Raw genomic sequence first — 15,318 nt, 5'->3', positions numbered from 1 at the left:
AGGGGGCGCGTGCTCCCTTTCAATTGGTTAGTACTGGCAATTGGTTATTACTGGCAATTGGGTGTCTCTGAAAGCGGCTATTTCAGCCAGGTGTCATAATCCGAGACGAGCAGGTGTTTCGGTTTCTCATCTTCATCGATGTTTGAGAAGCGGCCGATTTTCATCTCGAACCAATTGTCGGTGCGATCATCGTTGACGGTGGAGACCTCGCCGATCAGGACATCATCCCCTTCACCCCAGAAGGCATGCCAGACGCCGGGCATCAGCGTGACGCTCTCGCCCGGATCGAGCTTGAGATGTCCGCCCGCCGGCAGCGTCACCATGCGGCCATCAACCGGCACGGTCACGTCGCTGTCGCGATCGATTTCACCCTTGTCGTCAAAGGCGAAGAGTTCGAGCACGAGTTTGCCGCCACCGCGATTGATGATGTCCTCTGCCTTGATATAGTGGCGATGCATCGGGGAGAGCTGGTCCTTGCGGCTGATCATGATCTTTTCCGCATAGAGCATGCCGGTTCCCTTACCGAGATCGGCTGCGATGCCGTTCCGAACCGTGAAGAGAAAAAGGCCCAATTCGTCGAATTTCTCAAGGCCATAGTCGGTGATGTCCCAGCCCATGGTGCGCTCGACATAGATTGAGTGATCGACTTCTTGCATTTTTTCGGGAGAAAAATAGGCAAAGGGCGGCAGGACATACCCGAAGGAGCGAATGAAGGCATCGCTTTCCTTGAGGATTTCATTCACCATTGAGCGTTTCATGGCAGGGCCTTGTTCTAGGAGAAATGGGTCGTTTTTGCCCCCTAAAAGGAGCGATTGCGAGCAGTATAGCAGGGTTCCCGTAAGAGTTTAAATCGTTGCAAATATTCAAAGGGGATAAGTTGATAGGTGTTTGAATTGTGAATACTTATCTCGTAACGTGAGGCGGATTTTGAAAAGTGACGTGTTAAAGGTGGGATCTTGAACCACCCGCCGCCCGCCCGCCGCCCGCTCAGCCCAAGAGACCGCGTTTTGCAACGAGACCGTGTCGGGATGGGTTCACCGGAGACTGAATGGCTAAAGATAGCAAACGTCCGACGCAGAGGACAATAGCCGACGTGACCGGATTTGCCGTGACCACGGTGTCGCGTGCGCTCAAGGGAGATCTCAAGATCGCCGAGGCGACACGGCTGAAGGTGGCGCAGGTGGCCAAAGAGATCGGCTATGTCCCCGACCGGGCCGCCTTGCGCCTCAGGACCGGTAAGACCCGCACCATCAGCCTTATTCTCAATCCCCACGATGAAATTTTCGGCTTTGGAAACAGTCTGATTGCGGGGCTGTCCGAGGCTCTAGCCGGATCTGACTATCATCTCAACATCACGCCTGCCTTTGGTGGCGGCGACGAAATCACGCCGATCCGGCGGCTCGTTGAGAACAGTCTGGTCGATGGCCTTGTGCTCACGCGGACGCAGAATTTTGATGAGCGCATCCGGTATCTGCTGGAGAAGAACTTTCCCTTTGTCAGCCATGGTCGCACGGATTTTTCTACACCCCATCACTTTGTCGATTTCGACAATGAGGCCTTTGCCTATCAGGCGGTTCAGAGGTTGGCCGACAAGGGTCGAAGCAAGCTGGCGATCATTCTGCCGCAAGCCCACTACACCTTCCACCAGCACATGCGCTATGGGTTCATGCGGGCTATCCGGGAGAGCGGGCTTCAGGCTATCATCCCCGAAGAGGTGACGCTCGATTCCACTCAAGAGCAGGTGGACAGCTGGCTGAGGCATTTGCTGGAGGATGAGACCACCCGTGATGTGGACGGGTTCATATGCCCCGGAGAAGCCAGTTATCTCGCGCTATACTCTGCTTTGAGAGCAGTAGGCCGAACGCGCGGAGAGGACTATGATGTGGTTGTGAAATGCAATCATCGGATTCTCGAGCAGATTGATCCCGGTATCGACCGGGTTCATGAGGAAATCGGCGAGGCCGGTCGCCAGATGGGCGAGATTCTGATCGATCAGTTGCGGGATGGTGCAGATGAGGTCCAGCAGATCGTGCGGGATCCGCAAATAAGGTTTGATTGAAATAGGGTCCAGCGCCTCGGATAACTTGGCGCGAACAGGAGGACAAGTAGTGAGCAAGGCGGCAAAAATTCTATGTTGCGGTGAAGCGTTGATTGACATGATCCCGGTGGAAAGCGCCTCTGGTGCTCTGGCTTATGAACCCTGTTCGGGCGGCTCCGTCTTCAACACGGCGATTGCATTGGGGCGGCTTGGCGAGCCAACTGAGTTTCTGACTGGCCTGTCATCGGATCTGTTTGGCGAGCAGTTGCAGGCCACGCTTGCCAACAGCGGCGTGGATGTCAATCTTTGCAAAAAGAGCACGCAGCCGACAACATTGGCCTTCGTCAAGCTGGCGGATGGGCATGCGACCTATCATTTCTATGATGAGAATACGGCAGGCCGCATGCTGTCGCTTGATGACGTGCGCCCCATCCCCGACGAGATTGATGCGTTGTTCTTTGGCGGCATCTCCCTTGCGGTCGAGCCCTGCGCCCGCACCTATGAGGCGATCGAGGTGCGCGAGGCGGCCGGTCATGTGATCATGATGGACCCCAATGTCCGCCCCGGCTTCATCAAGGACGCCGATGTCTTTCGCGCGCGGATCAACAATATGCTCTCGCACGCGGATATCGTGAAAGTCTCGGATGAGGATCTTGGCTGGCTGATGCCAGATTTGGCCGATCTCGATGCGCAGGTGGATACTTTGCGCAAGATGGGTCTCAAGATCATTCTGGTAACCAAGGGCGGCGATGGCGCGACCGCTTATCTGGCCGACGGGCGAGACATTTCCGTTGCTGCAGAGCGCGTCGAAGTGGTTGATACAGTGGGGGCCGGGGATACCTTCAATGCGGGCATTCTCTACAAGCTCTCCGAATTCGGTCTGTTGGACAAAGCCTCTCTTGGGTCAATCTCTGATGAGCAGATTGCCCAAGCTTTGGGGTTCGCAGCCCGCATCGCGGCTGTTACCGTGTCGCGCAAGGGGGCGAATCCGCCCTGGCAGCATGAGCTCTAGGGTGCGAGCTCTGGAAGCCAAGATTGGTTAGCGGTCATTATCTAATTGAAACAAAAGCTTGTGCGGTGGTTGGAGACATGCGCTCTAACCAATCGCTGAAGCGTAGTCCTGAGCGGGGGATTTTATGGTTGGAGGCAAGAGCTTGAGCGGTCACGAGGAAAAGATCCGTCTGGGCATGGTTGGAGGCGGGGTCGATGCCTTTATTGGCGATGTGCACCGAATCGCGTCGCGGCTGGATGATCATTATGTGCTCGTTGCCGGAGCTCTGTCTTCCACGCCGGAGCGCGCGCAACAATCCGGCGCGGCTCTGGGTCTTGATCCGGACCGTGTTTATGACAGCTATGAGCATATGGCCAAGGCAGAAGCCGCTCGTCCCGATGGCATCGAGGCGGTGGCGATCGTCACGCCAAATCACATGCATGAAGGGCCTGCCAGCGCCTTTCTCAGGCAAGGGATCCATGTCATTTGCGACAAGCCACTGACGGCCACTATTGAGGAGGCGCGAGCTCTGGCGGCAGAGGCGGAGCGCTCCGGCGCCTTGTTCGTTCTTACCCACAATTATACCGGCTACCCCATGGTGCGCGAGGCACGGGCCATGATTGCCGATGGTCTTCTGGGACCGTTGCGCGTGGTTCAGGTTTCCTATGCGCAGGACTGGCTGACCGAGGAGGTCGAGTCGAAACAGGCGGCGTGGCGCACCAATCCTGCCATGACCGGCGGAGGGGGCGCGATTGGCGACATTGGCACCCATGCTTTCAATCTGTCACAGTTCGTCACCGGTCTGGAGGTTCAGGGGCTTTCGGCGGATCTGCAATCCTTCGTGCCGGGGCGGCGCGTCGATGACAATGCGCACGTGATGATGTGCTATGGTGGCGGCGCTCGCGGGATGCTTTGGTGCAGTCACGTCGCACCGGGCAACGAGAACGGTCTCAAGCTTCAGGTCTATGGGGTCAAGGGTGGTCTTGAGTGGGCTCAGGAGGAGCCGAATAAGCTCTGGTACACGCCCTTTGGCGAGCCCAAGCGCCTGTTGACGCGCAATGGGGCTGGAACCGGTGCGGCTTCGCTGCGCCTCAGTCGTGTGCCTGCCGGACACCCGGAGGGGTATCTGGAAGGGTTCGCCAATATCTACTTCGAAGCTGCAACGGCGATCCGGGCCAAAAAGGCTGGCAAGCCAGTGCCTCAGGATGTGGTGTATCCGACCATTTGGGACGGGCTTGCCGGTATGGCCTTCATTGATGCCTGCGTCCGGTCGTCGTCGAACAATTCCGCGTGGGTGCAATTTGTCGATCTGACGCCGTAAGATGGCATATCAGGCACCAACATCAGTTGAGCCCGGCCACCTGTCCTTTTGAGAGCCAGCGCAAGAGCGCGATCAGGGTCAGCGGGATGAGGGTCGTGATCAGGATTGCGCAGAAGGCCATGGCCATGCCAAGACCGACGGAGCCCTGATCGAACTGCTGCCAGATATAGACCGCGATGGTCTGGAAGCCGACCGGTGCGACGAGCAGTGAGGCGACAAGCTCTCGCGACGCGACCGCAAAGACCAATATCATTGCGGTCACCATGCTGGGCAAGATCAGCGGCAAGACAATCGTGCCAAAGGCTCTGAGTGCACCCGCGCCGCTGACCCTTGCTGCTGCCTCAAGATTATCGCCCAACTGGTGCAGTGAAGCGGTGGCATAGCGGACAGGTTGCGGCAGCAGAATACAGATATAGGCCAGCAGCAGAATGAAGGGCGTGTTGTAGGGCGAGATCGGCAGCCACGGCTGGCTCCACGCCAGAATGATGCCGACGGCCACGACAACACCGGGCAGGGCGTTTGGCGTGATCGACAAGGCATCAAGGACAAGACGGAAGCGGCCGCGCCCCTTGACCACCGAATAGGCGGTGATGGCGCCCAAGAGGCCAGCAAGTATGGCGGTGCTGATGCCAAGCATGAGCGAATTGCTCAGCGCATCAACGCCATCGCTCCCGATCCCGAGCAACTCATTGAAATTGTCGAACCCCATGTTTGATGGCTTGAGGCCTCCTGATATCGTGCGCGACAGGGCCGTTGCCAGAATGGCAAGGATCGGCAGGCCGGTGGCGAGAAAAGCCACAAAGGCGAACAGCATCATCACCGGCATGGTCCAAGGGCCAAGGGAGCGCTTGTCGGCCGCCTGAGGTTTGCCGCTAACGATGCGATAATCGCGACGGGTCAGCAGCCAGCGCTGAAGCATGAAGGCGAGGAGCGCGAGGCAGACCAGAACGAGCGACAGGGTGGCCGCGCCCGGCAGGTCGATGGGCCATTCGGAAATACGGTTCTCGATGCCAGTCACCAGCACTTCAAAGCCGATGCGGCGACCAAGAGCGGCGGGCGTGCCATATTCCTCAATCGACATGGCAAAGACCAGCAACAGGCTGGCGGCAAGCCCCGGCATGGCGAGCGGGAAAGTGATGCGGGAGAAGGAGCTCCACTGATTGGCGCCAAAGACGCGGCCAACATCGGAATAGCGGGCGCCAACCGTCTCGAAGGTGCGCGAGAGGACGAAATAGACCACTGGGAAGGTGTTCAGCCCCATGATGATCATGATGCCGGGCACGGAGAAGAGCACAGGAGCGAGGTTGAAGCCGGTCAATTGTTCCATATAGCCGCGTGGCTGCAAGGTCATGATCCAGCCAAGCGCCGCGATATAGGGGGGGATCATGAAAGGAACGAGCAGGATTGCGTCCCAGATTATGGCATAGGGGACGTGGAACAGCGCCCTGAGGGCCGCAAGGGGCAGTGCCAGAACTGTGGCCGCAATCACCGTGCCGACACCCAACAGAAGCGTGTTGCGTGTCAAGCCGATGAGGCTCGGGTCAGCCAAGGTCTTGATAAAGAGCGAGAAGGGAGCGGCCAGAGAGCCGCTCCCGATGTCGGGGAATATCGCCTGTATGACGATGAACAGGCAGGGGATCGCAACGATCACCATCAGACCGATGATCGCAGTCCATTTGAGCAGGGCGCTGCCCTCAGCGCCTGTCGCAGGCGTCCCCGTTGCCATTAGTTGAAGATCGCTTTGAAGTCAGCCAGTACCTTGTCGCGTGCCGGTGCACCATCCTTGGACAGCAGCTTCAGATCGCCGATCAGCGGGCGGTCCACCTTGATGTCGGTGCGGGATGGCATCAGGTTGACTTTGGCAACCGCCTGCTGGCCTTCCTCAGACAGCACATAGTCGATGAACTTCTTTGCGTCTTCCTGCTGTTTGGACGACTTGAGGATCATGATCGGACGCGGTGCAACCACGGTGCCGCTTTTCGGGAAGATGGCTTCCACGGTTTCGCCTTTGGCAGCGGCACCCATGGTGATGTAGTCAACGCCAGCGAAAACGGCGGCTTTTGCGCCCTGAAGAACAGGGTTGAGCGCTGCCTTGTTGGCACCGGCCACGATCGCGCCATTGTCCTTGAGGCCTTGGAGCACGTCGGTCATGTCATTGGCGATGAAAGCTTCGACCAGCGTGTAGGTGCCGCCGGAGGCTGCCGGATCGGGAAGGGTCACCAGATCCTTGTATTCCGGCTTGGTCAGGTCGGACCAGTCGGTTGGCTTGGGGGTGCCGGACTGGGTGTTCCATGCGATGATGAGACCGGCAACGCCTTGCGCCACCGCACCGTCTATTTTGAGGAAATCCGGAACGGTTTTGGCATTTGGGCTGTCGTAGGAAAGCAGCAGGCCTTTTTCGGCAAAGCTGGTGGCCGTGCCCCAGGAGGCTGAGACGACAACGTCAGCAACCGGGTTGGCGCTCTCGGCTTCAAGACGGGCCATCACCTTGCCGGTGGTTGCCTGAAAGACGTTGGCCTTGATGCCGGTCTTTGCCGTGAAGCCCGTAGCGAGATTCTTGATCAGGGCCTTGGGGCCAGCGGAATAAACGGTGATATCGGCCTGAGCAGCCGTGGTGGCCAGAAGGCCCATTGCGAGAGCGGCAAGTGTGCGACGCATCGAAAATCTCCATTGGAAAATGTTAGGTGGTGATGGGAAACCAGCGTAGGTCTTCAGGTGAGTAGGACAGGTCCAGTTGTTCGCCGGGGGCCGCGCGAATGGAGCTGACAAGGCGGATGAGGTGGTCGGTTCCTTTTGCCCGCAGCGTGAGGGCAAAGCCGGTGCTGCGGGTTTGGGACCGGACAACCTCGACGTTGATGGTTTCGGGCCCGGCATCGCCTAGGCGCAGGGCCTTCTCCGGCAAAAGGACGGTGGCTCTGGATGTCTTTTGTTCTGCGCCGATGAGCGGGATCGTGGTGTTGTCGATGTACCAACCATTGCTGCCCTGTTTTGCGGGCAGTAGGCAGCCAAGACGGAGAAAATCGGCAACCGTCTCATTGGCGGGCTCACTGACGAGTTGATCCGGTCTTGCCAATTGTTCGATGTGCCCGCCGCGCATCACTGCCACCTGATCGGACAGGGTGAGGGCCTCTGCGTGGTCGTGGGTGACATAGACTGCACTGAGATTGAGGTCTGCGACAAGGTCTCCAAGTTCATCAATCATGGTCTCGCGCAGTTCGCGATCGAGGTTGGAGAGGGGCTCATCAAAGAGGACAAGTGGTGGCTCGGCAACGATGGCGCGGGCAATGGCGACGCGTTGCTGCTGGCCACCAGACAGGTCTGAGGGGCGACGCTCCGCAAGAGCGCCTAGCCCAACACGATCCAGCGCCCGGATCACCCGGCGCTTGCGTTCGTCGGCTGGCACTTTCTTCATTTCGAGCGGGAAGGCAACATTCTTTGCGACCGACATGTGCGGCCAGAGCGCATAATCCTGAAACACCATGCCCAGATCGCGTTTTTCCGGTGGCAGGGCATTGTGACCGGCCTGACCGGCAACGATGCGCCCGGCGATCTCGATCTGTCCCTCATTGGGGAGCAGCAGACCTGAAATAAGGCGGAGCAAGGTCGTCTTGCCACAGCCGGATGGTCCCAGCAGGCCTAGGACCTTGCCTGCTTCCAGATCGATGTTGATGCCGTCAAGGACCTTTTCGGTCCCATAACTCATGGACAGAGAGCGAATGGACAGGGCAGCGGGAGCCTGACTGGTCATGGGAAAAACTTATCGTTGAGCGCATCAGAAGGGTGTTGCGTTTGCCTATCGCTCGCGTATGACGCTTACATGTAAGTTTTGTGAAGATTTGATGTCAGCGGACTCTGGCGGGACAGTTCTGTCCAGAATTTTATCCAATTATTACAATTTGTTATGGTCTATCTTGGTGATTATCTGAAACGCCGTTTCAATGCATCGAGAGAAGGGGCATCAATAGCGAGAAGAGTTCGGCTTGCGACGAAATCTTGCATTTGCTGTAAAGCTGCTTGCGAAAGACCTTGACGGTTTGTGGGCTGATGCCCAGGCGCAGGCCGATGGAAACAGACGAGTGGCCCCTCAGGATGAGCAGGGCCACTTGAGCTTGTCTCGGGCTCAATTTGATCTGATGGGCTTCCTGAATGGCTTCGATCAAATGCCGGGCCAGATCCTCGTCGCTGAAATCGCCCGTGGATTCAAGGCCCGACCAGCGTTGTTCGATCAGGGCGCAGACGATCGGTGCCAGCAATTCCGCCTTGGCGACTTCGCGCGCGTTGAACCGTCGTCCCGAAGATATATCTCGCCCCAGACAAATATGCACCGAAACGCCATCGGACGGGTTTGCCACATAGGCGACTTCATCGACCAGCGTTGTGCGTTGATAGTAGGTGGCGAAATATTCATTGCGCTGGAACTGATCTGGCGCGATACGCTGCAACCAATAGAGCCCCGGTTCGGCCTGATCCACATGCAGAGCATGGAAAGGATCAAGGAGGTATGCGGCGGGGACATAGACCGTCTCAAGCTTCTCGTGAACGCTTTTCACGCGAGATTGTGAGAACAGGATTTCGGGCCTTTTGTTCTGGAAATAGGCCAGCATGGTTGTGTTGTCTATTTCAAAGCATCTGTTAAGCCATTGAAATAATTTGCTTTCAAATGTCTCGGACGAGAGAGCGGCAATCACCTTCCCCAAGTGGCTTTCCGACGAATTGGGCGAGACCATCTCCATACCTCCTTGGGGGTATATACCCCTCAAATGACCTAACTTAGTCTTTTATCCAGTGAATTGAGTGGTATCAACGAAGAGATTTAGATGAACCGCCCTGATGTTGCAATTGATATTGATAAAGTCGTTAAAAACTATGGTCCGGTGACCGCGCTGCATGGTGTGTCTCTGGATATTCGCGACAATGAGTTCTTCACCCTGCTTGGACCGTCCGGTTGCGGCAAGACAACGCTTCTGCGCTGCATTGCTGGTTTCGAGGAGGTGAGTGGAGGGTCGATCCGGCTGCAAGGCGCGGATCTTACGGATCTGCCGCCGCACAAGAGGCCGGTCAATACGGTCTTCCAGCAATATGCACTTTTCCCGCATATGAGCGTCGAGGAAAATGTCATGTTCGGGCTCCTGCGGTCCGGCTGGAGCCGGGTCGAGGCGGTGCGGCGGGCCGATGACGTGCTCAAACTGGTCCAACTTGCGGATTTCGCCAATCGAAAGCCAGCGCAATTGTCCGGGGGACAGCAGCAGCGGGTGGCTCTTGCCCGGGCTCTCGCTCCGCGCCCGAAAGTGCTGTTGCTCGATGAACCGCTCTCTGCTCTTGATCTGAAGCTGAGGCAGGCGGTGCGCGTGCAGTTGAAGGAAATTCAGCGCGAGACCGGCATTGCCTTTGTTTTCGTGACCCACGATCAGGAAGAGGCGCTGACCATGTCGGATCGCATTGCCGTCATGTCGGATGGGCGTGTGCAACAGGTCGGATCGCCTCGTGAAATCTATGAAGCGCCAATCAATCGCTTTGTTGCGGATTTCATTGGTGAGACGAACCTTCTTGATGTTGATGTTCTTTCGGTATCTGGCGGACAAGCCAGTATCACCTTGCCCGGAGGGCATCCGTTCTCCTGTCCGGCTGCCGATGCAGTGGATGCGGGCAAGGGGCATCTTTCGGTGCGACCGGAACGGATCAGTCTGTGTGCCGAAGCCGAGGCAGATCTCTGCGCAACGGTTGTCGGCCAAGTCTATCTGGGTACGGACATTCACCTCCAGATGCAGCTTGTTGATGGTGAGGCCATCAACATCAGGCTGCAGAATTCGGAGGGGCAGGAAGTTCCCGAGGCTGGTGCCTCGGTGGGGCTGAAAATGGAGGCAGGTGCCGCGCGCCTGCTCGTTGACTAATGGCGGCCGGTGCGCCGATGGGCGCGGGCGAGACCTCGGACATCTATCGCGGCAACAGTTTCCGCCTCATGCTGCCAACCTGGATCGTCATCGGGATCTTCCTGTTGGCTCCGGTTCTGGTGATGGCCGTTTATTCGTTCCTGACCAAGGAATTCCGCGGCGGCGTGATCTGGGAATTCTCCCTTGATGCCTACGACCAGTTCTTCTTTGATCGCGGCCTGTTCGGGGATGAGCCCCCGTCGATCGAATGGACCTACATCTCGATTTTCTGGCGCTCGATCTGGCAGGCGGGCGTGGCAACCATTGCCTGTCTGCTTATCGGCTTTCCGACCGCTTGGTTCATCGCCACGCGGGATCCGAAGTCGCGCTCGATCTGGCTGTTTCTGGTCACCATTCCTTATTGGGTCAATCTGCTGATCCGCACCGTCTCAATGAAATTTCTCATTCGCGACACGGGTCCCTTCAACGAGTTTCTGATGTGGACCGGGATCATCAACGAGCCCATCGGGCTGATCAATACCAATTTTGCCGTGCAGCTGGGGCTGTTCTACAGCTATCTGCCCTTCATGGTGTTGCCGATCTATGCCGCGGTCGAGCGATATGACTTCGCCCTGTCGGAGGCCGCTGCCGATCTCTACTCCGGGGTCTGGACGACCTTGCGACTGGTTATCCTGCCGGTGATCAAGCCGGGGATCATTGCCGGCTGCATCCTTGTTTTCGTGCCGTCCCTTGGTGCCTTTCTGGCACCGGATCTGCTGGGCGGGGCAAAGAACTTCATGATCGGTTCGCTGATTGAGGAGCAATTCAAGGGTGCTGCAGGGAACTGGCCCTTCGGAGCCGCCATTTCCATGGTCCTTCTGAGCATTGTCATGGCGGTGCTTCTGGTCTACGCCCGCAATCAGAGCAAAGGGGAGCGTCGCTGATGGCTGCCAAAACCGACCTTCGCCGCTTTCCCGGCTTTCTGGCGATCACCATCCTGTGCCTTGTGGTGCTTTATGCCCCGCTGGTTATCGTCGGTGTCTATTCCTTCAACGCATCGACCTCGATCACCAACTGGGGTGGCTTGTCTCTCAAATGGTATGTCGATGTCTTCACCGGACCGGAGGCAACGAAATTCCAGCGGGCCGCAACCAATTCGCTGACGATTGCGATGATTGCAGCGGGTCTTGCGACCATGATTGCCGTTGCCGCTTCGGTGGCGATGACGCGGGCTGGGCGTTTCAAGGGCAAGATGGCGAGCTTCGCGCTCATCAATTTGCCACTGATGGTGCCCGAAGTGGTGACCGCCGTGGCCAGTCTGGTGTTCTTTTCCGCCATCGGATTTACCAGTGGCCTTGGCACAATCCTTGTTGCGCACACCGTTTTTTGTATTCCTTTTGCCTATTTGCCGATTTCGGCTCGCATGCAGAGCATTCCGGATGTCTATGAGCAGGCTGCCATGGATCTCTACGCCACGCCCAGAGAGGCGTTCCAGCAGATCCTTTTGCCGATCATGATGCCCGGCATTCTGTCTGGCTTTTTGCTTGCCTTCATCATTTCCCTTGACGATTTCCTGATCACCAACTTCGTCAAGGGCGCTGGCGTTGAAACCCTTCCGACCGCAATTTTCGGGTCGGTCAAACAGGGGATCAAGCCCAATATCATGGCCATTTCGACACTCATGCTTGGCGTGTCGGTGGTCTTTGTCTCCCTGTCCTGGCTAATCGGTCGGATGGGGCAATTAAAAACAAAATCCTGACAGAAAACATTTTTTACAGAGTGGAGCCCTCCCGATGAAGAAACTCCTATTGACGACCTCGATGGCACTTTTGGCGCTAACGGCCAACGTTCAGGCCGAAGGCAAATTGTCCATTTATCACTGGTTCGAATATATCCCGCAGGAACTGCTGGACAAGTTTGCCAAGGAATATGATGTCGAAGTCACCATGGATACCTATGACAGCAATGAAGCGCTGCTTGCTTCGCTCAAGGCAGGCAAGCTGGGCAGCTATGATGTCGCGGTTCCCGGCGACTATATGGTCAAGATCCTCAATGACGAGGGCATGCTGGATACGTTTGAACCCTCCGAGCTGTCCAATTTCTCGAATATTCAGGATCAGTGGGTCGATGTGAGTTTCGATCCGGGTCGCAAGAGCTCCATCCCCTATCAGTGGGGCTCCACCTCTTTTGCGGTCAATCGTGATGTCTACAAAGGGCCGATCGATACCACCGCGATCGTCTTTGATCCGCCTGAAGAGCTGAAAGGCAAGATCAACGTGCTCGATACGGCGGGTGAAACACTGACGCTGGCGTCTCTTCATCTTGGTATCCCGCAGTGCACCGCCGATCGCGATCAGCTCAAGGCCCTCAATGCTCTTGTTCTGGATGCCAAGAAGGACTGGGCATCGTTCGGTTCCGATGTTGCCAAGGATGTGCTTGTCTCGGGCGATGCCGCTGCTGGCATGATCTGGTCTGGCTTCTCCGCCAAGGCGCGCGGCGAAGGGGCGAACATTGAATATGCGTTCCCGAAGGAAGGCTATATCGTCTGGATGGACAATGTGGCGCTGCTTAAAGATGCCCCCAACCGGGAAAATGCGTTGAAGTTCATGAACTTCCTGCTTGAGCCGGAAAATGCGGCGGCGGTGACCAACTATGCCCAATACACATCCGGCGTGAAGGGTGTCGAGCCTTATCTCGATGATGCGGTGAAGAATTCTCCGGAATCCAATCCACCCGAGGGCCCCAAGGGCGTCTTCGTGCAGGCATGCCCTGAAGAGGTTCAGGTTCTTTACGATGCCATCTGGACCAACCTGAAGAAATAGGCGAACGGATCAGACAGTCATGAAACTTGCACTGTATCAGGGACCGGCCATTGATGGCGATATCGATGCGGCCTTTGCCGTCATCGAAAGCCAATTGTCTGCTGCCGCGATGGCAGGCGCAAGAATGGCTGTCTTTCCGGAGCTTTACCTGCCCGGCTATAACCAGCCGGCGCTTCACAAAAGCCTCGCCCAGCCTCTGGGCGGGGAATGGTGCCAGCGCTTGTCCGCTGTCGCTGCGCAAAGTGGTTGCGGTCTGACAATTGGTTGGGCTGAGGCTGCGGATGGCTGTGTCTATAATGCGGCCACCTGCTTTGATGCCCAAGGCACGCAATTGGCGCATCACCGCAAGCTGCAGCTGTTCGGACCGATGGAGCAAGCCAGCTTTGCTTATGGGTCCAGCTATACGACCTTTCTGTGGGAGGGGCGAAAAGCGGCTCTTCTCATTTGTTATGATATTGAATTTCCTCAACATTGTTTGGCCCTTGCGCAAGAGGGCGTGGAACTGGTGTTCGTGCCGACCGCCAACCCGAAAGGGTATGAGCATGTTTCGGACTATCTGGTTCCCGCGCGCGCTTCCGAAATGGGCCTGATTATCGTTTACGCCAACTATTGCGGCTCGGAAGCCGGGCTTGACTACGCGGGATGCTCGCTGATCGCGGGGCCAGATGCCGAGATGCTGGCCACTGCCGGGCGACAGGAAAGCCTGCTGGTGGCTGAAGTGAGACTGTCGGGAGAGATTGCACCGGAGATGGTGTCGCGACAGCGTGAAGATTACAGAGCGATTGGAGTTATCAATGAACTATAATGTGGCAACCGATACCGACACGGTGTTGACATCGGACGTTCATCTCATCCAGTCCTTTGCCGACCTCAATGCCCTCAAGCAGGATGGTGCCCGAACCGTGGTGACCAATGCTGACGGTGCCTATGTGATGGACAGCGAAGGCAACAGGCTGATTGATGGGATTGGCGGGCTTTGGTGCGTCAATGTCGGGCATCGCCGCCAGGAGATCATCGAGGCGATCTCCAAGCAGCTCGATACGCTGGATTTCTATTCGACCTTCTACAACTTTACCCACCCGGCGGCGGCTGCCCTTGCCGAAAAGGTGGCCAGCCTTGCGCCCGGCGCACTCAACAAGGTCTATTTTGCCAACTCCGGCTCGGTGGCCAATGATACGGCTGTGCGCATGCTGCACCATTATAACAATCGTCTGGGCCGCCCCAAGAAAAAGAAGATCCTGAGCCGCATGGGGGCCTATCACGGCTCCACCCATCTTGCCATCGCCATGACCACACCCGGTTATTCGGAAGGGTGGGACAGCGCCAATGAACTCGTCCACCACTTGCGCAGCCCGCATTATTGGCGCGAAGGCGGTGGGGTTAGTGAAGCGGAGTTTCTTGACCTGCTCGTTGCAGATCTCAAGAGCACCATCGAGCATATGGGCCCAGAGACCATTGCGGCCTTCATCGCTGAACCGATCATGGGGGCTGGCGGCGTGATCGTTGCGCCTGAGGGCTATCATGCGCGCATGGCGGCGGTCTGTTCTGCCTATGACATCAAATATATCTCGGATGAGGTCGTCACTGCATGGGGACGGCTCGGCCATTTCTTTGCGTCCAAGGATTTGTTCGGCATTGAACCGGATATCATCACGACCGCCAAGGGGCTGACGTCGGGCTACCAGCCGCTGTCAGCGACCATCATCTCGGACGAAATTCACGACGTGATTTCGGGGCCGGGGGGCACCTTCCTGCATGGAATGACCTATTCGGGGCATCCGGCTGCGACGGCTGCGGGCCTCGCCAACATCGCTTTGATGGAAGCGGAAAAACTGCCTGAACAGGTGCGCACAACGGGCAAGTCCTTCGAAAATGCTCTCAAGGCGCTGTGCGATCTGGACATTGTCGGCGAAGTGCGCGGCAGCCACTTCATGATCGGCATCGAGTTCGTCAAGGACAAGGCGACAAATGCGCCTTTCTCGCCGGATGAGGCGGTCGGTCTCAAGATCGCCCAGGCCGCACAGAAACGCGGACTGATAGCCCGTCCGCTTGGCAACATCCTCATCCTGTCACCGACGCTTATCCTGACCGAACAGATGATTGCCGAGATCGCCGCTATCCTTCGCGATAGCATCAGCGAGGTGATGAAAACGCTGTAATGCCCATGTGGGGACTGCGAGGGGGGATGATCCTGTGCGTCGAGTGAAGGGTGTTGGCACCGCGATGGCCGGCACCTTTTTCTTGCCGTGCCCAGAAGCATCTCATGCGGTTGCTGT

At 57.2% G+C, this 15,318-nt stretch carries 14 protein-coding genes; 9 read left to right on the top strand and 5 right to left on the bottom strand.

Features of this window, described 5'->3' with window-relative positions; all coding sequences use genetic code 11:
* Positions 1–77: 77 nt before the first annotated feature.
* Positions 78–758 (bottom strand): D-lyxose/D-mannose family sugar isomerase, encoded by a 681-nt coding sequence (locus tag CPH65_RS22175; RefSeq protein ID WP_096175889.1) that lies wholly within the window; start codon positions 756–758, stop codon positions 78–80.
* A gap of 290 nt (positions 759–1,048) precedes the next feature.
* Between CPH65_RS22175 and CPH65_RS22170 the strand changes: the two genes are divergently transcribed.
* The 3 genes from CPH65_RS22170 (at position 1,049) to CPH65_RS22160 (ending at position 4,350) form a co-directional block, all read left to right on the top strand.
* Positions 1,049–2,059, top strand: a complete 1,011-nt coding sequence (locus tag CPH65_RS22170; RefSeq protein WP_096175888.1) for a LacI family transcriptional regulator — start codon at positions 1,049–1,051, stop codon at positions 2,057–2,059.
* Between the two features lie 49 nt (positions 2,060–2,108).
* Entirely contained in the window at positions 2,109–3,050 is a 942-nt protein-coding gene (locus CPH65_RS22165; RefSeq protein WP_256385202.1) for a carbohydrate kinase, read from the top strand.
* A 124-nt stretch (positions 3,051–3,174) separates the two neighbouring features.
* Positions 3,175–4,350 (top strand): Gfo/Idh/MocA family protein, encoded by a 1,176-nt coding sequence (locus CPH65_RS22160; RefSeq protein WP_096175887.1) that lies wholly within the window; start codon positions 3,175–3,177, stop codon positions 4,348–4,350.
* A gap of 22 nt (positions 4,351–4,372) precedes the next feature.
* Here the strand turns inward: CPH65_RS22160 and CPH65_RS22155 are convergent, their stop codons facing one another.
* The 4 genes from CPH65_RS22155 to CPH65_RS22140 all read right to left on the bottom strand — a co-directional run bounded on the left by CPH65_RS22155 (position 4,373) and on the right by CPH65_RS22140 (position 9,077).
* Positions 4,373–6,076 carry an iron ABC transporter permease gene (locus CPH65_RS22155; protein WP_096175886.1) on the bottom strand — a complete coding sequence of 568 codons (1,704 nt, stop codon included), beginning with the start codon at positions 6,074–6,076 and terminating at the stop codon, positions 4,373–4,375.
* The gene (locus tag CPH65_RS22150; RefSeq protein WP_096175885.1) at positions 6,076–7,008 is read right to left on the bottom strand and encodes an ABC transporter substrate-binding protein; all 933 of its coding nucleotides are present in this window, start codon (positions 7,006–7,008) and stop codon (positions 6,076–6,078) included. The genes CPH65_RS22155 and CPH65_RS22150 overlap by 1 nt, the downstream gene beginning before the upstream one ends.
* A gap of 22 nt (positions 7,009–7,030) precedes the next feature.
* The gene (locus CPH65_RS22145) at positions 7,031–8,098 is read right to left on the bottom strand and encodes an ABC transporter ATP-binding protein (protein ID WP_096175884.1); all 1,068 of its coding nucleotides are present in this window, start codon (positions 8,096–8,098) and stop codon (positions 7,031–7,033) included.
* Between the two features lie 187 nt (positions 8,099–8,285).
* On the bottom strand, positions 8,286–9,077 hold the full coding sequence (locus CPH65_RS22140) for a helix-turn-helix transcriptional regulator (protein ID WP_096176565.1): 792 nt from the start codon (positions 9,075–9,077) through the stop codon (positions 8,286–8,288).
* Positions 9,078–9,167: 90 nt separating this feature from the next.
* Here CPH65_RS22140 and CPH65_RS22135 point away from each other — a divergent pair, with 90 nt between their 5' ends.
* Genes CPH65_RS22135 through CPH65_RS22110 form a run of 6 tightly spaced genes read left to right on the top strand, consistent with a single transcriptional unit; the run spans position 9,168 to position 15,201 of the window.
* Positions 9,168–10,241: an ABC transporter ATP-binding protein gene (locus tag CPH65_RS22135; RefSeq protein WP_096175883.1), complete on the top strand. Its 1,074-nt coding sequence runs from the start codon at positions 9,168–9,170 to the stop codon at positions 10,239–10,241.
* Positions 10,241–11,164, top strand: coding sequence for an ABC transporter permease (locus CPH65_RS22130; RefSeq protein ID WP_096175882.1), 924 nt, complete (start codon positions 10,241–10,243; stop codon positions 11,162–11,164). Before CPH65_RS22135 ends, CPH65_RS22130 begins: the two co-directional genes overlap by 1 nt.
* Complete coding sequence (locus CPH65_RS22125) at positions 11,164–11,979, top strand: ABC transporter permease (RefSeq protein ID WP_172891565.1); 816 nt, start codon at positions 11,164–11,166, stop codon at positions 11,977–11,979. The genes CPH65_RS22130 and CPH65_RS22125 overlap by 1 nt, the downstream gene beginning before the upstream one ends.
* Before the next feature lie 34 nt (positions 11,980–12,013).
* Positions 12,014–13,042, top strand: a complete 1,029-nt coding sequence (locus CPH65_RS22120; RefSeq protein ID WP_096175880.1) for an extracellular solute-binding protein — start codon at positions 12,014–12,016, stop codon at positions 13,040–13,042.
* Positions 13,043–13,061: 19 nt separating this feature from the next.
* On the top strand, positions 13,062–13,847 hold the full coding sequence (locus tag CPH65_RS22115; protein ID WP_096175879.1) for a carbon-nitrogen hydrolase family protein: 786 nt from the start codon (positions 13,062–13,064) through the stop codon (positions 13,845–13,847).
* Positions 13,837–15,201, top strand: coding sequence for an aminotransferase class III-fold pyridoxal phosphate-dependent enzyme (locus CPH65_RS22110; RefSeq protein ID WP_096175878.1), 1,365 nt, complete (start codon positions 13,837–13,839; stop codon positions 15,199–15,201). Before CPH65_RS22115 ends, CPH65_RS22110 begins: the two co-directional genes overlap by 11 nt.
* Positions 15,202–15,318 lie beyond the last annotated feature (117 nt).

Source organism: Cohaesibacter sp. ES.047, from assembly GCF_900215505.1.
In the GTDB taxonomy this organism is placed as follows: domain Bacteria; phylum Pseudomonadota; class Alphaproteobacteria; order Rhizobiales; family Cohaesibacteraceae; genus Cohaesibacter.
This window is presented reverse-complemented; position numbering and strand designations above follow the sequence as displayed.